Here is an 18,675-nt window from a genome sequence, read left to right as displayed (position 1 = left end):
TGGGTGGCGCGAAGCGGTAGCCGTCGGGGTGGAGTGACGGGGCGCGCGGGCGCGGCTCTCGATTGGGGGTGGCCCGCGCGCTCTGCGTATCCTCGGGACGTGCTTCTCTCTGACAAAGACATCCGGGCCGAGATCGACAGCGGACGGGTTCGCATCGACCCGTTCGACGAGTCGATGGTGCAGCCCTCCAGCATCGATGTGCGTCTCGACCGGTTCTTCCGGGTCTTCGAGAACCACCGTTACGCCCACATCGACCCCGCCACCGAGCAGCCGGACCTGACCCGGATGGTCGAGCCGGAGGGGGACGAGGCGTTCATCCTCCACCCGGGCGAGTTCGTCCTCGCGTCGACCTACGAGGTCATCTCGCTGCCCGAGGACATCGCCTCCCGGCTGGAGGGGAAGTCGAGCCTCGGCCGCCTGGGTCTGGTCACGCATTCGACCGCCGGCTTCATCGACCCGGGCTTCTCGGGCCACGTGACCTTGGAACTGTCGAACCTCGCCACGCTCCCGATCAAGCTGTGGCCGGGGATGAAGATCGGCCAGCTGTGCCTGTTCCGGCTCAGCTCCCCCGCCGAGTTCCCGTACGGCAGCGAGCGCTACGGATCGCGCTACCAGGGCCAGCGCGGCCCGACGGCGTCGCGCTCCTTCCAGAACTTCCACCGCACCCAGGTGAGGCACGAGGCATGAGCGAAGTACGCGAGAACCTGACCTACGACGGGTTCGGGCGCGCCGTACGCGAGCTGGCACAGACCATCGCCGACGACGGCTACGAGCCCGACATCATCCTGAGCATCGCCCGCGGCGGCGTCTTCGTCGCGGGCGGCCTGGCTTACGCGCTGGACTGCAAGAACATCCACCTGGTCAACGTGGAGTTCTACACGGGCGTCGGCACGACGCTGGAGATGCCGGTCATGCTGGCCCCGGTGCCGGAGGCGATCGACTTCACCGACAAGAAGGTGCTGATCGCCGACGACGTCGCCGACACCGGCAAGACGCTCAAGCTGGTGCACGACTTCTGCCTGGGCACGGTGGCGGAGGTCCGGTCGGCCGTCATCTACGAGAAGTCGCAGTCGCTCGTGAAGTGCGAGTACGTGTGGAAGAAGACCGACGAGTGGATCAACTTCCCCTGGTCGGTCGAGCCGCCCGTCGTCAAGCGCGAGGGCCAGGTCCTCGACGCCTGACGGCGTGGGACGTACGAGGGGAACGGCGAAGGGGACCGGCGTGCCGGTCCCCTTCGCCGTTCCCGCATGGCTCAGATCGTGCCGAGCTTGATGAGTGACAGCAGGGCGATCAGCTGGATCGCGGACGCGCCCAGGGCCTTCGGCCAGGGCAGGTCGTGCGACTTGCTGATCAGCGAGGTGAAGAGCGCGCCCGCCGCGAGCCAGGTGGCCCAGCCGAGGATCTGGACGAGCATGTTGTCGCCGCCGAGGAACATCGCGAACAGCAGCCGGGGCGCGTCCGTGATGGACATGACCAGCATCGAGAGGCCCACCGTCGGCTGCCACGCCCCGTCGCCGCCCAGCTGACGCGCCAGGGTGTGGGTCACGCCGCCCAGGATCAGGCCGCAGAGGACGAAGGCGACGCCGGTGCTGAGGACGATCGGGACGGCCTGGCCGAGCGTGGCCTTGATGACGTCCTCGCGGGCCTTGTCGAAGCCGAAGACCGCGAGCATGCCGTAGAGGAACGTCACGATCAGCGCCGGACCCCAGACGGGGTAGTCGCGCATCCGGAAGAAGGTCGGGCCCGGCCGCATCACGATGTCGCGCAGGAGTTCCTTCCAGGGCAGCCTCGGCCCAGCCGGGGCGGCGGTCGAGCCGGCCTGGTACGTCGCGCCCTGGTAGGGCGCGGCCTGGCCGTACGGGTCCTCGCCGATCGAGAAGGCCTGGGTGTAGCCGGGGTTGTCGGCGTACGAGGCCTCGTGCGCCGGCGGCTGCTGGTACGCCTGGGGGTGTGGTTGACCGTACGGGTCGAAGTACTCGGGCTCGCCGTGGTCCCGGGCGCCGCCGGTGGCCTGCTGGGGCCACTGTTGCTGCGGAGGGGGACCGGCGGGACCGGCGGGTGGGTAGGGCTGACGGCCGTACGGTGCCTGCGGCGCGCCTGGCGCCTGCTGCCGACCGTACGGCTGCTGCCGCGGGGGTTGTTGCGGGGTGCGGTTGTTGTCCCGGCCGCGTCCGATCCTGAATCCAGCCACGTGATCGAAAGTACCTGGTCCGGCGGGCGGGGGTGTGCGGGCGGCCGGAACCGGCGTCCTTTGCGGCTGAGCTGTGACATCCCCTAGGGGAACTCCCGGGGGTGTCACGGCGCGTGCGTGCGGGAAAGCCGGAACGGCCGGCCCCCTGGTGGGGGGACCGGCCGTTCCGATGCCGTTGCGGGTCCGCTCGGACCCGCGTGGCGCACGTGTGGGTACCCAGGCCTACTTGGCGCCCTCGGGCGCGTCGGCCTTGTCCTCGGCCTCCGGCTCGGTCTTGACCGTGGGCTCGGTCTTGGCCTCGGGCTTCGGTTCCGCCTTGGGCGCGGGCACCTCGGCCTCGGGCTTCGGCTCGGAAACCTCAGCTTCAGGCTCGGCCTCGGCCTTGGGCTCGGTCTTGGCCTCGGGCTTCGGTTCCGCCTTGGGCGCGGGCACCTCGGCCTCGGCCTCCGGCTCGGAAACCTCGGCCTCCGGCTCGGAAACCTCGGCCTCCGGCTCTGCCTCGGCCTCGGGCTTCGGCTCGGCTTCCGCGTCCGCCTTCGGCTCCGCGGCCTTCGCGGCAGCTTCCGCCTCCGCCTTGGCTTGCGCCTCAGCCTTCGCCTTGGTTTCGGCCTCTGCCTTGGCCTTGGCCTCGGCCGCAGCAGCGGCCTTCGCGGCAGCCTCAGCCTTCGCGGCCTCGGCCGCAGCAGCGGCCTCCGCCTCGGCGGCGGCGGCCGCGGCCGCCTCCTCCGCCTCGGCCAGTGCCAGCGCCTCCGCGTCCGGGCCCGGGGTCTTCACCGACTCCAGCAGCAGCTGCGCCACGTCCACCACCTGGACGGACTCCTTGGCCTGGCCCTCGTTCTTCTTGCCGTTCACCGAGTCGGTGAGCATCACCAGGCAGAACGGGCACGCGGTCGACACGATGTCCGGGTTCAGGGACAGGGCCTCGTCGACGCGCTCGTTGTTGATGCGCTTGCCGATCCGCTCCTCCATCCACATCCGCGCGCCACCCGCGCCACAGCAGAAGCCCCGCTCCTTGTGGCGGTGCATCTCCTGCTGCCGCAGGCCCGGCACGGCCGACATGATCTCGCGCGGCGGCGTGTAGACCTTGTTGTGTCGGCCCAGGTAGCAGGGGTCGTGGTAGGTGATCAGCCCGTCGACCGGCGTGACCGGCGTCAGCCGGCCCTCGTCGATCAGGTGCTGGAGCAGCTGCGTGTGGTGGATGACCTCGTACTCGCCGCCCAGCTGCGGGTACTCGTTCGCGATGGTGTTGAAGCAGTGCGGGCAGGTCGAGACGATCCGCTTCGCCGACTTCGGCTTGCGCGTCTCCGGGTCCTCGTCGTCCTCGCCGAAGGCCATGTTCAGCATGGCCACGTTCTCCTGCGCCAGCTGCTGGAACAGCGGCTCGTTGCCCAGGCGGCGCGGCGAGTCACCGGTGCACTTCTCGTCGCCGCCCATGATCGCGAACTTGACGCCCGCGATGTTCAGCAGCTCCGCGAAGGCCTTCGTGGTCTTCTTCGCCCGGTCCTCCAGCGCGCCGGCGCAGCCGACCCAGTAGAGGTAGTCGAACTCGGAGAGGTCCTCGGCGTCCTTGCCGACGATCGGGACCTCGAAGTCGACCTCCTTGGTCCACTCCACCCGCTGCTTCTTGGCGAGGCCCCAGGGGTTGCCCTTCTTCTCCAGGTTCTTGAGCATCGTGCCCGCCTCGGACGGGAACGCGCTCTCGATCATCACCTGGTAGCGCCGCATGTCGACGATGTGGTCGATGTGCTCGATGTCGACGGGGCACTGCTCGACGCACGCGCCGCACGTGGTGCAGGACCACAGCACGTCGGGGTCGATGACGCCGTTCTCCTCGACCGTGCCGATCAGCGGACGCTCCGCCTCGGCCAGGGCGGAGGCGGGAACGTCCTTCAACTGCTCGGCGGTCGCCTTCTCGTTGCCCTCCATGTCCTTGCCGCCGCCCGCGAGCAGGTACGGCGCCTTGGCGTGCGCGTGGTCGCGCAGCGACATGATCAGGAGCTTCGGGGAGAGCGGCTTGCCCGTGTTCCACGCGGGGCACTGCGACTGGCAGCGGCCGCACTCGGTGCAGGTGGAGAAGTCGAGGATGCCCTTCCAGGAGAACTGCTCGACCTGGGAGACGCCGAAGACGTCGTCCTCGCCCGGCTCCTCGAAGTCGATCTCCTTGCCGCCGCTGGTCATCGGCTGGAGCGCGCCCAGCGCGGTCGCGCCGTCCGCGTTCCGCTTGAACCAGATGTTCGGGAAGCCGAGGAAGCGGTGCCAGGCGACACCCATGTTGGTGTTGAGCGAGACCACGATCATCCAGATCAGCGATACGCCGATCTTGACCATCGCGGTGAAGTAGATGGCGTTCTGGAGGGTCCCGAGCGAGAGGCCCTTGAAGGCCAGCACCAGCGGGTACGAGGCGAAGTACGCCGGCTCGTACGAGTCCACGTGGTGGATCGCGCCCTCAAGGCCGCGCAGGGTGAGGATCGCGAGGCCGATGGTGAGGATCACGTACTCGACGAAGTACGCCTGCCAGGCCTTGGAGCCCGCGAAGCGCGACTTGCGGCCGGCCCGCGAGGGCAGCGACAGCAGCCGGATCGCCATCAGGACGACGATGCCGAGGATCGTCATGACGCCGATGAACTCGATGTAGAGCTCGAAGGGCAGGAAGTCGCCGACGATCGGCAGCGTCCAGTCGGCCTGGAAGAGCTGGCCGTACGCCTGCAGCAGCGTCGGCGGCAGCGTCAGGAAGCCGATGGCGACGAACCAGTGCGCGAAGCCGACGATGCCCCAGCGGTTCATCCGGCTGTGGCCGAGGAACTCCCTGACCAGGGTGAGCGTTCGTTCCTTCGGTCGGTCCGTGCGGCTGCCCGCCGGCACGGGTTGGCCGAGTTTCACGAACCGGTAGATCTGCGCCACGGCTCGGGCGAGCAGCGCAACGCCGATCACGGTCAGGACCAGCGACACGATGATCGCGGCGAGTTGCATGGGACGGCTCCTCGGGCGGGACTTACTAAGCGGTAACTTATTGAGTCAAGGCTTGAGGTTACCCAGTTCCCGCGCCCCAAAGTAGGTGGGCGTGCGGTGATCTGTGTCGCTCAGGCATGCCTCTGTCGGTAGGCGGCCCGGGGGGTCCGCGCGAGGATCGCCAGATCCATCCCCAGCCAGTGACTCTCCACATAGTGCCGGTCCAGCAGGGCCATCTCTTCCCAGGGCAGGTCGGAGCGGGCGCTCACCTGCCACAATCCGGTCATACCGGGCCGTACGAGCAGCCTATCGGCCCTGTCCACGCCCGCTTCGGGGCGCGGACCGACCAGTGACATCTCGCCCCGCAGCACATTGAGCAGCTGCGGCAGCGCGTCCAGGGCGCACCGTTCCACGAGTTCCCCGACCCGCCCGGCGTCCTCCGTCCGCAAGCGCCACGTCCGGAACGTCCGCCCGCCCCTCCCGGCCGCCGGCTCCCGCACGAGGACCCGCGCGCCCCCCGCCCCGCGCCGCCGGGCCCCGCGCCCGGCCGCGTACAGCAGGGCGGCCGCCGCCAGGAGCGGGGCGGCGGACACGACGGCCAGCAGTAGCGCGCCGAGCAGGTCGAGCACCCGCTTCGCGGAGAGGTCCGGCCGGCGGATCGGTCGGGCGGGACGCCGGAGCGCGGGGAGCGTGAGGGGCGGCAGCGGCATGCAGGCACCGTCCCGCACGGCCGCCTCCCGCCCGGGTCGGCGCGCTGCGGGCGTCGCCCGCTCGGCCCCGCCGAGCAGGGGCGGAACCGCTGGTTGAGCGTAAGAGTGAGGTAAGAGTTGAGTCGGGTCGGCTCACCTCTGTTGACGCGGGGGGAGGCTTCCTGCATCCTTGAGTCTGTTCCACTCAAGTCAGCTGGAGGAATCAAAATGGCACGTGCGGTCGGCATCGACCTGGGCACCACTAACTCCGTCGTCAGCGTTCTGGAAGGCGGCGAGCCCACCGTCATCACCAACGCCGAGGGCGCCAGGACCACGCCGTCCGTCGTCGCTTTCGCCAAGAACGGCGAGGTCCTCGTCGGCGAGGTCGCCAAGCGTCAGGCGGTCACGAACGTGGACCGTACGATCCGCTCGGTCAAGCGCCACATGGGCACTGACTGGAAGATCAACCTGGACGGCAAGGACTTCAACCCGCAGCAGATGAGCGCCTTCATCCTGCAGAAGCTGAAGCGCGACGCCGAGGCGTACCTGGGCGAGAAGGTCACGGACGCGGTCATCACCGTCCCGGCCTACTTCAACGACTCCGAGCGTCAGGCGACGAAGGAGGCCGGCGAGATCGCGGGTCTCAACGTCCTGCGCATCGTCAACGAGCCGACGGCCGCCGCCCTGGCCTACGGTCTCGACAAGGACGACCAGACCATCCTCGTCTTCGACCTCGGTGGCGGCACCTTCGACGTGTCCCTCCTGGAGATCGGCGACGGCGTCGTCGAGGTGAAGGCCACCAACGGTGACAACCACCTCGGTGGTGACGACTGGGACCAGCGCGTCGTCGACTACCTCGTAAAGCAGTTCCAGAACGGCCACGGCGTCGACCTGTCCAAGGACAAGATGGCGCTGCAGCGTCTGCGCGAGGCCGCCGAGAAGGCGAAGATCGAGCTGTCCTCCTCCACGGAGACCTCGATCAACCTGCCCTACATCACGGCGTCCGCCGAGGGCCCGCTGCACCTGGACGAGAAGCTCACCCGCGCCCAGTTCCAGCAGCTGACCGCGGACCTGCTCGACCGCTGCAAGACCCCGTTCCACAACGTCATCAAGGACGCCGGCATCCAGCTGTCCGAGATCGACCACGTGGTCCTGGTCGGCGGCTCCACCCGCATGCCGGCCGTCGCCGAGCTCGTCAAGGAGCTCACCGGTGGCCAGGACGCCAACAAGGGCGTCAACCCGGACGAGGTCGTCGCCATCGGCGCGACCCTGCAGGCCGGTGTGCTCAAGGGTGAGGTCAAGGACGTCCTGCTCCTCGACGTGACCCCGCTGTCCCTCGGTATCGAGACCAAGGGCGGCATCATGACCAAGCTCATCGAGCGCAACACGACCATCCCGACCAAGCGGTCGGAGATCTTCACGACGGCCGAGGACAACCAGCCGTCGGTGCAGATCCAGGTCTACCAGGGCGAGCGCGAGATCGCGGCGTACAACAAGAAGCTCGGCATGTTCGAGCTGACCGGTCTGCCGCCGGCGCCCCGCGGCGTCCCGCAGATCGAGGTCTCCTTCGACATCGACGCCAACGGCATCATGCACGTCACGGCGAAGGACCTCGGCACGGGCAAGGAGCAGAAGATGACCGTCACCGGCGGCTCTTCGCTCGGCAAGGACGAGGTCGACCGCATGCGCCAGGAGGCGGAGCAGTACGCGGACGAGGACCTGCGCCGCAAGGAGGCCGCGGAGACGCGCAACCAGGCCGAGCAGCTCGTGTACCAGACGGAGAAGTTCGTCAAGGACAACGAGGACAAGGTCCCCGGTGACGTCAAGACCGAGGTCGAGGCGGCCGTCGCCGAGCTGAAGGAGAAGCTCAAGGGCGAGGACACCGCCGAGATCCGCACGGCCACGGAGAAGGTCGCGGCGGTCAGCCAGAAGCTCGGCCAGGCGATCTACGCCGACGCCCAGGCGGCCCAGGCCGCCGGTGGCGCGGACGAGGCCGGCCAGGCGAAGGCCGACGACGACGTCGTCGACGCCGAGATCGTGGACGACGAGAAGCCGAAGGGCGGCGCTGCCTGATGTCGGAGGAGACCCAGGGTTTCGACGAGAAGCCCGAAGTCCCCACCGGCGCCGGCGCGGACGACGCGGCAGCCGAGCCGAAGGCCGCCGACTCCTCCAAGGAGGACGAGGCGGCCCCGGCCGGGGACGCAGCAGCCGAGACCCTCGGCAAGGAGACCGCCCTCGTGGCGCAGCTGGACCAGGCCCGTACCGCGCTGGGTGAGCGCACCGCGGACCTCCAGCGGCTCCAGGCGGAGTACCAGAACTACCGCCGCCGGGTGGAGCGGGACCGGATCGCCGTCAAGGAGATCGCGGTCGCGTCCCTCCTGACGGAACTGCTCCCGACGCTCGACGACATCGGCCGGGCGCGGGAGCACGGCGAACTGGTCGGCGGCTTCAAGTCGGTGGCCGAGTCGCTGGAGACGGCGGCCGCCAAGATGGGGCTGCAGCAGTTCGGCAAGGAGGGCGAGCCCTTCGACCCGACGGTGCACGAGGCCCTGATGCACTCGTACGCACCGGACGTCACCGAGACGACCTGTGTGGCGATCCTGCAGCCGGGCTACCGGATCGGCGAGCGCACCATCCGTCCCGCCCGGGTCGCGGTGGCCGAGCCCCAGCCGGGCGCGGCGCCCGCCGCGAAGTCCGAGTCCGCGGACGGCGACACGCCGTCTGACAAGGACACGGATGCCCCGGACAAGGGCTGACGTCGAACATGTAGCCGTACGAGAGGAGGGCCGCCGGGGATGAGCACGAAGGACTTCGTCGAGAAGGACTACTACAAGGTCCTCGGTGTCCCCAAGGACGCCACCGAGGCCGAGATCAAGAAGGCGTACCGGAAACTCGCCCGCGAGTTCCACCCGGACGCCAACAAGGGCGACGCCTCGGCCGAGGAGCGCTTCAAGGAGATCTCCGAGGCGAACGACATCCTCGGGGACGCCAAGAAGCGCAAGGAGTACGACGACGCCCGCGCGCTGTTCGGCAACGGGGGCTTCCGCCCCGGTCCGGGCGGGGCCGGGGGGTCGTTCAACTTCGACCTCGGTGACCTCTTCGGCGGCGCCCAGCCGGGCGCCGGCGCGGGCGGCGGCTTCGGCGGCGGCCTCGGGGACGTCTTCGGCGGCCTGTTCAACCGCGGCGGCGCGGGCCCCGGTGCGGGAGCCCGCACCCAGCCCCGGCGCGGCCAGGACATCGAGTCGGAGGTCACCCTCTCCTTCACGGAGGCGGTGGACGGGGCCACGGTCCCGCTCCGGATGTCCTCGCAGGCCCCGTGCAAGGCCTGTTCGGGCACCGGCGACAAGAACGGCACCCCCCGGGTGTGTCCGACCTGCGTCGGTACCGGCCAGGTGTCGCGGGGCAGCGGCGGCGGCTTCTCGCTGACCGACCCGTGCGCGGACTGCAAGGGTCGCGGCCTGATCGCCGAGACGCCCTGTGACGTCTGCAAGGGCAGTGGTCGGGCCCGTAGTTCCCGCACCATGCAGGTCCGGATCCCGGCGGGCGTCTCCGACGGCCAGCGGATCCGGCTGCGCGGCAAGGGCGCGCCGGGCGAACGCGGCGGGCCCGCCGGCGACCTGTACGTGGTGGTCCACGTGGGCAGCCACCCCGTGTTCGGCCGCAAGGACGACAACCTGACGGTGACCGTCCCGGTGACGTTCGCGGAGGCGGCCCTCGGCGCCGAGATCAAGGTGCCGACCCTGAACGGTCCTTCGGTCACGCTGAAACTGCCGCCGGGCACCCCGGGCGGCCGTACGATGCGCGCCCGGGGCAAGGGCGCGGTCCGCAAGGACGGCACCCGGGGCGACCTGCTGGTGACGGTCGAGGTGGCCGTCCCGGCGGAGTTGTCCGACAAGGCCCGCGAGGCGCTTGAGATGTACCGCGACGCGACCGGGTCCGAGGACCCGCGTGCCGCGCTGTTCGAGTCCGCGAAGGGAGCATGAGATGGACGGCCGCCGCAAGAACCCGTACCAACTGACCGACGAGACACCGGTCTATGTGATCTCGGTGGCCGCCCAGCTCTCCGGACTGCATCCGCAGACCCTGCGCCAGTACGACCGTCTCGGCCTGGTCTCACCGGACCGGACGGCCGGGCGCGGGCGTCGATATTCGGCCAGAGACATCGAGCTGCTCCGCACGGTGCAGGCGCTGTCCCAGGACGAGGGCATCAACCTCGCGGGGATCAAGCGGATCATCGAGCTGGAGAACCAGGTCGCGGCCTTGCAGCAGCGCGTGGCCGAGTTGTCCACGGCTGTGGACGGGGCGGCCGCCACCCTGCGGGCCAGGGAGGCACAAGTACACGCCTCGTACCGGCGGGACCTGGTCCCGTACCAGCCGCCGCAGCCGGGCAACGCCCTGGTCGTCTGGCGCCCCAAGCGCCCGCAGGGCTGAGGCGCCGCCGCACGGCACGGGAAAGGCCCCGCCCGGATGGTTCCGGGCGGGGCCTTGCGCTTCGCGGCGTCAGACCTGGCCCGGGGGCAGTGGCGGGGACGCGCTGTGCAGGATGCCGGACTGCGCGATGAGGAAGCCGAGTTGCGCCCGGCTGCCGCTGCCCAGGACGGTCGCCAGCTTCGCGATGTGCGCGCGGCAGGTGCGTACGTTCATCCCCAGCCGGCGCGCGATCGCCTCGTCCACGTGCCCCTCGATGAGCAGCTGGGCGATGGAGCGCTGTACGCCGGAGATGCCGTCCGGCGTGTGCGTGTACGGCACCTCGTCGCCCAACGGGATCGCCCTGCGCCACAGTTGCTCGAAGACCCTGATGAGGTAGTCGACGAGCCCCGGGTGCCGCAGCTCCAGCGCCACGCGGCGGTCGTCGCTCGCGGGGATGAAGGCCACCGTGCGGTCGAAGATCATGAGGCGCTCGATGAGTTCTTCCAGCGTGCGGATCTCCACCTTGCCCGTGGAGATTCGGTCCACGTAGGCGAGCGTGCCCTGGCTGTGCCGCACGGTGTGCTGGTAGAGCGTACGGATGCTCACCCCGCGGTCGATGAGCGGCGCGGCGCGCTCCAGGGCCTCGCTGAGGATGAAGGTGGGCCGGGCGCCGCCCGGCTGGACCGTCAGGGCCTCGGTGTGGCACTCGGCGGTGGCCAGGTCGAGAGCGGCGTTGATCTGGTCGATTCCCTCCAGCACCGTGATGGCGTGGGTGTTGGCGGGACTCTGCGCGCTGATGGTCAGGAACGGCTCGAATGCATCGGTGAGATCTACAGCAGTGCGTCTGCGGTCCTGGATCTCGCGTTCGATGGGGTGGAGCCGTTGCGCGAGCGCGACGGACGGCGGAACCGCGCGGAGCTGGTTCGCGTCATCGGGATCAGGCCGCAGCAGGGCGAATTCGAGCAGGCAGGGGGCGTTCCTGACCTCGCCGCGGGCGACCCGGCCGGTGCTCAGGGCGGCCGCGTAAAGACGTGCCCCTTCGGCGCACATCTCCGTGACGGGGTGGGGATGTGTCGGGTTTGTCTCGCTTCTTACCAAATCTCCACCCCCCAGGGTCCTGAACATGTAAGAACATGATGCATCGTCCCTGTGGCACTGACGTGCCTGAATAAGCCATCGTCTGTCACTGCGGGGGAGAGGATTCCATCAAGTGAGGACGAAGCCGACCATGTATAAGAGAATGCTTCGCTCGGCGCTTGCCGTTGTTTTCTCCGCCGTTGCGGTCTTCGGGGCAGTCGTCGCCGTCAACGGGGACGCGGGAAGCGTTCAGGCCAGTGCCGGTACGCCCGTCGAGTCGGTAGGCAAGCAAGATCTCGGCTGGAACACGGCTCCCCAGGACCTAGGCTGGAACAGCGCTCCTGCGCAGGTTTCCCAGTGACCCCCGACGACCGGGACTTCCGCCGCGAGATGGCTTCGGCGTACCGGTCGGGGTGGCAGTTCATCGACCTCGCCACGGCGATCCCCCATGCCGGCGATTCGCTGATGGTCACCCTGTTCGGCCAGCCGATCGTCGTCGTACGAGAAGAGGACGAAGACGTCCGGGCCTACCGCTGTCTGCGCCGCCCCCGGGGCGCACCGCAGCCCGTCCGCTGTGAGGTGCGGTACGGAATGGTCTTCGTCAACCTCGACCAGCGTGACCACCAGCTGTTCGAGCCCGATATCACCGCCGCCACCCCCCGAAGTGCCTGAAGCGATTCCCCCTCGTTGCACATCGCTCAGGCGCTACCCCCACACAACGGCGCCATCGTGGACCTGACCACGATGGCGCCGTTGTGATGTCCGGGCCCGGTTTCCGTCGGGCCGTGCGCCGGCTGCGCCGGGCGCCCGCCCCGGTCGCTCAGGCGCGGCCCATGGCGCGGTCCAGGGCGATCTCCAGGACGACCCGGTCCGGGTTCGGCGACGGCGTCCGTCCGTACCGTCGCGCGTAGCGCTCCACCGCGTCGGCCACCGACGCCTCGTCCGTGCGGATCGTGGCGCGCCCCTCCAGGGTGGCCCAGCGCCGCCCCTCCATCTGGCACACCGCCACCCTCGCGACTCCGTCGGGCGCCGCCAGGACGTTGCGCACCTTCTTGCTGTGCTTGTTGCTGATCACCCTGGCCAGCCCCGCCTCGGGGTCGTAGGTCACGCCCACCGGCACCACGTGCGGGCTGCCGTCCGGGCGGTGGGTGGTGAGGGTGCAGACGTGCCGTTCCTGCCAGAAGGCGAGGTATTCGGGCGTGGGGTGGAGTACGTCGTGGGCCATGGGCGAAGCGTACGTCCGGGGCCGGCGGCGCCTTGGCCGGTCGACTCTTGAAAAGCACCTTGAGTGGAATAGACTCAACTTTGTGCACGCTGTACTTGTCACACCGGATGTCATGCTGGGGCGTGACGATCCGAACCTGCCACGGAGAGGAGAGCGGCGGTGGACGCCGAGCTGACGAACAAGAGCCGGGACGCGCTGAACGCGGCCACCAGCAGGGCCGTGAAGGAGGGCCACCCGGACCTGACCCCCGCGCACCTGCTGCTGGCTCTGCTCGCCGGCGAAGACAACGAGAACCTCGTCGACCTGCTCGCCGCGACCGGCGCCGACCAGGCCGCCGTGCGCACCGGCGCCGAGCGGCTGCTCGCCGCCCTGCCCAGCGTCACGGGCTCCACCGTCGCGCCGCCGCAGCCCACGCGCGAGCTGCTCGCCGTGCTCGCCGAGGCCGACTCCGAGGCGGGCGAACTCGGCGACGAGTACCTCTCCACCGAGCACCTCCTCATCGCCCTCGCCGCCAAGGGCGGGGCGGCCGGCGAGGTCCTTTCCGACCAGGGCGCGACCGCGGGGAAGCTGCTGGACGCATTCGAGAACGCAAGAGGAGGCCGGCGGGTGACCACTCCCGACCCGGAGGGCCAGTACAAGGCGCTGGAGAAGTTCGGCACCGACTTCACGGCTGCCGCCCGCGAGGGCAAGCTCGACCCGGTCATCGGCCGCGACCAGGAGATCCGGCGCGTCGTCCAGGTCCTCTCCCGCCGTACGAAGAACAACCCGGTGCTCATCGGCGAACCCGGCGTCGGCAAGACGGCCGTGGTCGAGGGCCTGGCCCAGCGCATCGTCAAGGGCGACGTCCCCGAGTCGTTGAAGAACAAGCGGCTCGTCTCCCTGGACCTCGGCGCGATGGTCGCCGGCGCGAAGTACCGCGGCGAGTTCGAGGAGCGGCTCAAGACCGTCCTCGCCGAGATCAAGTCCAGCGACGGGCAGATCATCACCTTCATCGACGAGCTGCACACGGTCGTCGGCGCGGGCGCCGGCGGCGATTCCGCCATGGACGCGGGCAACATGCTCAAGCCCATGCTGGCCCGCGGCGAGCTGCGCATGGTCGGCGCGACCACGCTCGACGAGTACCGCGAGCGGATCGAGAAGGACCCCGCGCTGGAGCGCCGCTTCCAGCAGGTGCTGGTGGCGGAGCCCACCGTCGAGGACACGATCGCCATCCTGCGCGGCCTCAAGGGCCGCTACGAGGCGCACCACAAGGTCGTCATCAACGACAGCGCCCTCGTCGCCGCGGCCACCCTCTCGGACCGCTACATCACCTCCCGCTTCCTCCCGGACAAGGCCATCGACCTGGTGGACGAGGCCGCGTCGCGGCTCCGCATGGAGATCGACTCCTCCCCCGTGGAGATCGACGAGCTCCAGCGCTCCGTCGACCGGCTGCGCATGGAGGAGCTGGCACTGCGGAACGAGTCCGACCCGGCCTCCATCGAGCGCCTGGAGAAGATCCGCAAGGACCTCGCGGACAGGGAGGAGGAACTGCGCGGCCTGACCGCGCGCTGGGAGAAGGAGAAGCAGTCCCTCAACCGGGTCGGCGAGCTCAAGGAGCGCCTGGACGACCTGCGCGGGCAGGCCGAGCGCGCCCAGCGCGACGGTGACTTCGACGCGGCGTCCAAGCTGCTCTACGGGGAGATCCCGGCCCTGGAGCGCGAGCTGGCGGAGGCCACGGAGGCCGAGGCCGAGGCCTCCCAGGCCGGACCGTCCAAGGACGCCATGGTCAAGGACGAGGTCGGCCCGGACGACATCGCGGACGTGGTCGGCGCCTGGACGGGCATCCCCTCGGGCCGCCTGCTCGAAGGCGAGACGCAGAAGCTGCTGCGCATGGAGGCCGAGCTGGGTCGCCGCCTGATCGGCCAGGAGGAGGCCGTGCGGGCCGTCTCCGACGCCGTACGCCGCACCCGGGCGGGCATCGCCGACCCGGACCGGCCGACGGGCTCGTTCCTCTTCCTGGGCCCGACGGGCGTGGGCAAGACCGAGCTGGCGAAGGCACTCGCGGACTTCCTCTTCGACGACGAGCGGGCGATGGTCCGCATCGACATGTCCGAGTACGGCGAGAAGCACTCCGTGGCCCGGCTGGTCGGCGCGCCGCCCGGTTACGTCGGCTACGAGGAGGGCGGTCAGCTCACCGAGGCCGTGCGCCGGCGCCCCTACTCCGTGGTCCTGCTGGACGAGGTGGAGAAGGCCCACCCCGAGGTCTTCGACATCCTGCTCCAGGTCCTGGACGACGGCCGCCTCACGGACGGCCAGGGCCGCACGGTGGACTTCCGCAACACGATCCTGATCCTGACCTCCAACCTGGGCAGCCAGTTCCTGAGCGGGCAGGGCTCGATGGACGCCGGGGCGTCCCCGGAGGACAAGAAGGCCAAGGTCCTCGAAGTGGTGCGGGCGTCCTTCAAGCCGGAGTTCCTCAACCGCCTGGACGACCTGGTGGTCTTCTCCGCGCTCAGCCGCGACGAGCTGGCCCACATCGCCGAGCTCCAGATCGGCCGCCTCGCCAAGCGGCTGGCCGACCGCAGACTGACCCTGGACGTCACGCCGGAGGCCCTGGCCTGGCTGGCGGACAAGGGCAACGACCCGGCCTACGGTGCCCGGCCCCTGCGCCGCCTGATCCAGACGGCCGTCGGGGACCGCCTCGCCAAGGAGATCCTCGCGGGCGAGGTCCGCGAGGGCGACACGGTCCGCGTGGACGTGGCGGGGGAGGACCTGCTGGTCGGCAAGGCGCTGTGACACCCCGCCGGGGCCCCCGAGGCCGGGCCCCGGCGCCCACCGGTCCTTACCGGAGTCCTACTCGTGTCCGCCCGGAGCGGATCGGGCGTGCGGGGCTGGACACGGGGTGGGACCGATGGGGGAGGATGACATCATCCGCACGAAGGGAAGTACACGGTGAGCATCGACCCGGCCTCGATTCCGAACTTCGGAGGGCAGCAGCCCGATCCGCAGGCCACAGGACCGGCGGGCCCCGTCGTCCCCGACCAGGATCTGGTCAAGCAGCTGCTGGAGCAGATGGAGCTCAAGTACGTCGTCGACGACGAGGGTGACCTCGCGGCGCCGTGGGAGGAGTTCCGCACGTACTTCATGTTCCGCGGCGACGGCGAGCAGCAGGTCTTCTCGGTGCGGACCTTCTACGACCGTCCGCACGGCATCGAAGACAAGCCGCAGCTGCTGGAGACGATCGACGACTGGAACCGCCGCACCCTGTGGCCGAAGGTCTACAGCCACACGCACGACGACGGCTCCGTCCGCCTGATCGGCGAAGCACAGATGCTGGTGGGTACCGGCGTCAACCTGGAGCACTTCGTGTCCTCCACCGTCAGCTGGGTCCGGGCCTCGATCGAGTTCGACAAGTGGCTCGTCGAGCAGCTCGGCCTGGAGCAGGACGCCGACTCCGCCGACGGCGGGGACGACAAGGGCGACGAGGAGAACTGACCCGTCACAGAGGTACCCGCGCCACCAGGAGCAGGTACACCCCATAGCCGTACGAGAGCCCGGCCAGCCCCGCGGTCACCACGACCGCGGTGCGCGGCCGGGCTTTGGCCATGACGGCGGCGGGCGCCAGCAGCAAGGGGAACGCCGGCAGCAGGAAGCGCGGCTTCGACTCGAAGAACCCGCCGCCGCCGTAGGTGATCAACATCAGCACCCCGGTGTAAACGAGCAGCGCCAGCGGGGCCCGGTCCAGGAGCAGCGGCACCGCGAGCAGCGCCGCCACGACCAGCACCGCCACGGTCACGGTGGTGGCCAGCGGCACGGGCGCGCCCGTCAGCACCTTCTCGGCGTCGCGCAGCGTGCCCACGCCGAAGTCGAAGCGGGACCCCCAGCGCCGCTGGACGGTGAAGTACCCGCCGACCGGATGCCCCGTGCGCGCCCCCACCGCCAGGACGTACGTCACCCAGCCCGCCGGGGCCAGCAGCGCGGCGGCCCACACCTCGGGCGCGCGCCGGCCGCGTATCGCCAGCGCGTGCAGGGCCGTCACCGACACCGCGGCGGCGACGGCGATCCCGGTGGGCCGCGTCAGGCCGGCGAGGACCGACAGCGCGGTGGCCCAGAGCCAGCGCTCCCGCAGCACCGCGTACAGGGCCCAGGCGGCGAGCGCCGCCAGCAGCGCCTCGGTGTAGCCGGCGCTCAGCACCACGGCGTGCGGGAGCGCCGCCCACAGGGCGACCAGCAACACCCCGCCCCGGGCCCCCAGCAGCCGCTCCCCGACCCGGTGGACCCCGAGGGCGGCCCCGGCCGCGGCGGCCCACGCCACCGCCAGCGCGGCGAGGGCGCCGCCGCCCGCGAGGCGCACCAGTGCGGGGTAGAGCGGGAAGAAGGCGTAGTCGCTCTGTACGGAGCCGTTCGCCCACATCTGGGTACGGCCGTACCCATGGGCGGCGATGCCGAGGTACCAGACGGAGTCCCAGGACCCGCCGAGGACCCGGACGGGGTCCCGCCCGGCCCACCAGGCCCCGACGGTGATGATCAGAACCCCCGCCCCGCGCACGGCGGCGAACACGCCGAGCGCCAGGAGGGCCGGCGACGGGCCGTCCGTGCGCGTCCGCGACGGCCGCGGGGACAGCGTCGGACCCGTCGAAACCGCAGCCATGTCTCCCGGTCTTCCCGCCGGCGCTTCCGGCGCGTTCGCGTGCGTCAGCCTCGCTCCGGCGCCGGTCGACCCCGGAGCCCGCGGTGGAGGGGACGGCTCCCGGCCGGCCTCCCCACGACGGGCCAACCCTACGAGGCCGGCCCTGGGCCGATGCCCGGCCGACACCCGCCGCACCGCCGTTTGCCCAGGTGACCGCCCCGCACACCGCTGAGGCGGCAAGTCTTTCGGGGGACGCCGGCGCGCCCGTTCGGGTGCCCCGGCCGCCGTCGTCGGGTGCCCGGCCCGCCGTCGCGCTACAGCCGCCCGAGCCTGCTCACCGCCTCGGCCAGGACTTCCTTCCGCTTGCAGAAGGCCCAGCGGACCTGGGTGGCACCGGCCGATTGGTCGTCGTAGAAGACCTGGTTGGGGATGGCGACCACGCCGCAGCGTGTCGGCAGGGCGCGGCAGAAGGCGAGGCCGTCCTTCTCGCCCAGCGGGGTGATGTCGGTGGTGATGAAGTAGGTGCCCTGGGGGCGGAAGACCTCGAATCCCGCCGCCGCGAGGCCGTCGGCGAGAAGGTCGCGCTTGGCGAGGTGGTCCGCGCGGAGGGTCTCGTAGAACGTGTCGGGCAGGGCCAACGCTTCGGCGATCGCGTGCTGGAAGGGGCCCGAGGAGACGTACGTGAGGAACTGCTTCGTCGAGCGGACGGCCGCCACCAGCGCGGGCGGCGCGGTGACCCAGCCGACCTTCCACCCGGTGAACGAGAAGGTCTTGCCCGCGGAGGAGATGGTGACCGTGCGCTCGCGCATGCCGGACAGGGAGGCGAGCGGGGTGTGCGAACCCTCGAAGACGAGGTGCTCGTAGACCTCGTCGGTGACGACCAGCAGGTCCCGCTCGATCGCCAGCTCCGCGACGGCGGCCAGCTCCGCCGGGGTCAGGACCGTACCGGTGGGGTTGTGCGGGGTGTTCAGCAGGAGCAGTCGGGTCCGGGGGGTGACGGCGGCGCGCAGGGCGTCGACGTCGAGGCGGAAGTGCGGGGCGCGCAGCGTCAGCGGGACGCGGACGCCGCCGGCCATGGCGATGCAGGCGGCGTAGGAGTCGTAGTACGGCTCCAGGGCGATGACCTCGTCCCCCGGTTCGAGCAGGGCCAGCAGGGCGGCCGCGATGGCCTCCGTGGCGCCCGCCGTGACCAGGACCTCGGTGTCGGGGTCGTACGTCAGCCCGTGGAAGCGCCGCTGGTGCTCGGCGATCGCGAGCCGCAGTTCGGGGACGCCGGGCCCCGGCGGGTACTGGTTGCCCCTGCCGTCCCGGATCGCGCGTACGGCCGCTTCCGCGATCTCGGCCGGACCGTCGGTGTCGGGGAAGCCCTGGCCCAGGTTGATCGATCCGGTGGCGGTGGCCAGGGCCGACATCTCCGCGAAGATGGTAGTGCCGAAGGCCGCCAGACGGCGGTTCAGGAAGGGGCGGCTGCCGCCCGCGGGTGCGCTCATGGCGGCCATCCTGCGGGCAACCTCTGGAGTTGCTC

15 protein-coding genes and 1 pseudogene are annotated in these 18,675 nt (G+C 70.5%); 9 read left to right on the top strand and 7 right to left on the bottom strand.

All coding sequences use genetic code 11. From position 1 onward, the window contains the following. The first annotated feature begins 99 nt into the window (after nt 1-99). Nucleotides 100-687, top strand: a complete 588-nt coding sequence (gene dcd / locus E6R62_RS00220) for a dCTP deaminase (RefSeq protein ID WP_136210083.1) — start codon at nt 100-102, stop codon at nt 685-687. Then, nucleotides 684-1,181 carry a phosphoribosyltransferase gene (locus E6R62_RS00215; protein WP_136210081.1) on the top strand — a complete coding sequence of 166 codons (498 nt, stop codon included), beginning with the start codon at nt 684-686 and terminating at the stop codon, nt 1,179-1,181. Before dcd ends, E6R62_RS00215 begins: the two co-directional genes overlap by 4 nt. A gap of 71 nt (nt 1,182-1,252) precedes the next feature. Here E6R62_RS00215 and E6R62_RS00210 read toward each other — a convergent pair whose 3' ends face one another. From E6R62_RS00210 to E6R62_RS00195, 3 genes and pseudogenes are all read right to left on the bottom strand, one after another. After that, nucleotides 1,253-2,191: a Yip1 family protein gene (locus E6R62_RS00210; protein WP_136210079.1), complete on the bottom strand. Its 939-nt coding sequence runs from the start codon at nt 2,189-2,191 to the stop codon at nt 1,253-1,255. Nucleotides 2,192-2,953: 762 nt separating this feature from the next. Beyond that, nucleotides 2,954-5,161: pseudogene (locus E6R62_RS00200) on the bottom strand ((Fe-S)-binding protein); the annotation flags it as partial. Between the two features lie 110 nt (nt 5,162-5,271). Next, nucleotides 5,272-5,850: a sugar transferase gene (locus tag E6R62_RS00195; RefSeq protein WP_136210077.1), complete on the bottom strand. Its 579-nt coding sequence runs from the start codon at nt 5,848-5,850 to the stop codon at nt 5,272-5,274. Between the two features lie 207 nt (nt 5,851-6,057). Between E6R62_RS00195 and dnaK the strand changes: the two genes are divergently transcribed. The 4 genes from dnaK to E6R62_RS00175 are packed head-to-tail and all read left to right on the top strand — an operon-like array spanning nt 6,058 to nt 10,260. Further along, entirely contained in the window at nt 6,058-7,902 is a 1,845-nt protein-coding gene (gene dnaK / locus E6R62_RS00190; protein ID WP_136210075.1) for a molecular chaperone DnaK, read from the top strand. Continuing rightward, nucleotides 7,902-8,585, top strand: coding sequence for a nucleotide exchange factor GrpE (grpE, locus tag E6R62_RS00185; protein ID WP_136210073.1), 684 nt, complete (start codon nt 7,902-7,904; stop codon nt 8,583-8,585). The genes dnaK and grpE overlap by 1 nt, the downstream gene beginning before the upstream one ends. A 39-nt stretch (nt 8,586-8,624) precedes the next feature. Then, nucleotides 8,625-9,812: a molecular chaperone DnaJ gene (gene dnaJ / locus E6R62_RS00180; RefSeq protein ID WP_136210071.1), complete on the top strand. Its 1,188-nt coding sequence runs from the start codon at nt 8,625-8,627 to the stop codon at nt 9,810-9,812. 1 nt (nt 9,813) lies between these two features. Further along, nucleotides 9,814-10,260 (top strand): heat shock protein transcriptional repressor HspR, encoded by a 447-nt coding sequence (locus E6R62_RS00175; RefSeq protein ID WP_136210069.1) that lies wholly within the window; start codon nt 9,814-9,816, stop codon nt 10,258-10,260. Between the two features lie 69 nt (nt 10,261-10,329). On the opposite strand, the gene E6R62_RS00170 is transcribed toward E6R62_RS00175, so the two are convergent. Further along, on the bottom strand, nt 10,330-11,364 hold the full coding sequence (locus E6R62_RS00170; protein ID WP_136210067.1) for a helix-turn-helix transcriptional regulator: 1,035 nt from the start codon (nt 11,362-11,364) through the stop codon (nt 10,330-10,332). Nucleotides 11,365-11,706: 342 nt separating this feature from the next. On the opposite strand from E6R62_RS00170, the gene E6R62_RS00160 reads away from it, so the two are divergent. Continuing rightward, complete coding sequence (locus E6R62_RS00160) at nt 11,707-11,988, top strand: (2Fe-2S)-binding protein (RefSeq protein ID WP_136210630.1); 282 nt, start codon at nt 11,707-11,709, stop codon at nt 11,986-11,988. Nucleotides 11,989-12,136: 148 nt separating this feature from the next. Here E6R62_RS00160 and E6R62_RS00155 read toward each other — a convergent pair whose 3' ends face one another. After that, nucleotides 12,137-12,541: a pyridoxamine 5'-phosphate oxidase family protein gene (locus tag E6R62_RS00155; RefSeq protein WP_168713925.1), complete on the bottom strand. Its 405-nt coding sequence runs from the start codon at nt 12,539-12,541 to the stop codon at nt 12,137-12,139. A 159-nt stretch (nt 12,542-12,700) separates the two neighbouring features. Here E6R62_RS00155 and clpB point away from each other — a divergent pair, with 159 nt between their 5' ends. Further along, nucleotides 12,701-15,316, top strand: a complete 2,616-nt coding sequence (gene clpB / locus E6R62_RS00150) for an ATP-dependent chaperone ClpB (RefSeq protein ID WP_136210061.1) — start codon at nt 12,701-12,703, stop codon at nt 15,314-15,316. Nucleotides 15,317-15,472: 156 nt separating this feature from the next. After that, entirely contained in the window at nt 15,473-16,015 is a 543-nt protein-coding gene (locus E6R62_RS00145) for a YbjN domain-containing protein (protein WP_136210059.1), read from the top strand. 4 nt (nt 16,016-16,019) lie between these two features. Here the strand turns inward: E6R62_RS00145 and E6R62_RS00140 are convergent, their stop codons facing one another. Next, nucleotides 16,020-17,171 (bottom strand): hypothetical protein, encoded by a 1,152-nt coding sequence (locus E6R62_RS00140; protein ID WP_240801397.1) that lies wholly within the window; start codon nt 17,169-17,171, stop codon nt 16,020-16,022. Nucleotides 17,172-17,464: 293 nt separating this feature from the next. Then, complete coding sequence (locus E6R62_RS00135) at nt 17,465-18,649, bottom strand: pyridoxal phosphate-dependent aminotransferase (RefSeq protein WP_136210057.1); 1,185 nt, start codon at nt 18,647-18,649, stop codon at nt 17,465-17,467. Nucleotides 18,650-18,675 lie beyond the last annotated feature (26 nt).

The sequence above is a fragment of the Streptomyces sp. A1136 genome (genome assembly GCF_004795055.1).
Lineage (GTDB): Bacteria > Actinomycetota > Actinomycetes > Streptomycetales > Streptomycetaceae > Streptomyces.
Note: the sequence above shows the minus strand (reverse complement) of the source record. Positions and strands in the feature narration are given on the sequence as shown.

Excerpts from the sequence above, each read along its gene's own strand:
- E6R62_RS00215 (WP_136210081.1), top strand. The coding sequence starts at position 684 with ATGAGCGAAGTACGCGAGAACCTGACCTACGACGGGTTCGGGCGCGCC.
- E6R62_RS00195 (WP_136210077.1), bottom strand. The coding sequence starts at position 5,850 with ATGCCGCTGCCGCCCCTCACGCTCCCCGCGCTCCGGCGTCCCGCCCGA.
- dnaK (WP_136210075.1), top strand. The coding sequence starts at position 6,058 with ATGGCACGTGCGGTCGGCATCGACCTGGGCACCACTAACTCCGTCGTC.
- grpE (WP_136210073.1), top strand. The coding sequence starts at position 7,902 with ATGTCGGAGGAGACCCAGGGTTTCGACGAGAAGCCCGAAGTCCCCACC.
- dnaJ (WP_136210071.1), top strand. The coding sequence starts at position 8,625 with ATGAGCACGAAGGACTTCGTCGAGAAGGACTACTACAAGGTCCTCGGT.
- E6R62_RS00175 (WP_136210069.1), top strand. The coding sequence starts at position 9,814 with ATGGACGGCCGCCGCAAGAACCCGTACCAACTGACCGACGAGACACCG.
- E6R62_RS00170 (WP_136210067.1), bottom strand. The coding sequence starts at position 11,364 with ATGTTCAGGACCCTGGGGGGTGGAGATTTGGTAAGAAGCGAGACAAAC.
- E6R62_RS00160 (WP_136210630.1), top strand. The coding sequence starts at position 11,707 with ATGGCTTCGGCGTACCGGTCGGGGTGGCAGTTCATCGACCTCGCCACG.
- E6R62_RS00155 (WP_168713925.1), bottom strand. The coding sequence starts at position 12,541 with ATGGCCCACGACGTACTCCACCCCACGCCCGAATACCTCGCCTTCTGG.
- E6R62_RS00140 (WP_240801397.1), bottom strand. The coding sequence starts at position 17,171 with ATGGCTGCGGTTTCGACGGGTCCGACGCTGTCCCCGCGGCCGTCGCGG.
- E6R62_RS00135 (WP_136210057.1), bottom strand. The coding sequence starts at position 18,649 with ATGGCCGCCATGAGCGCACCCGCGGGCGGCAGCCGCCCCTTCCTGAAC.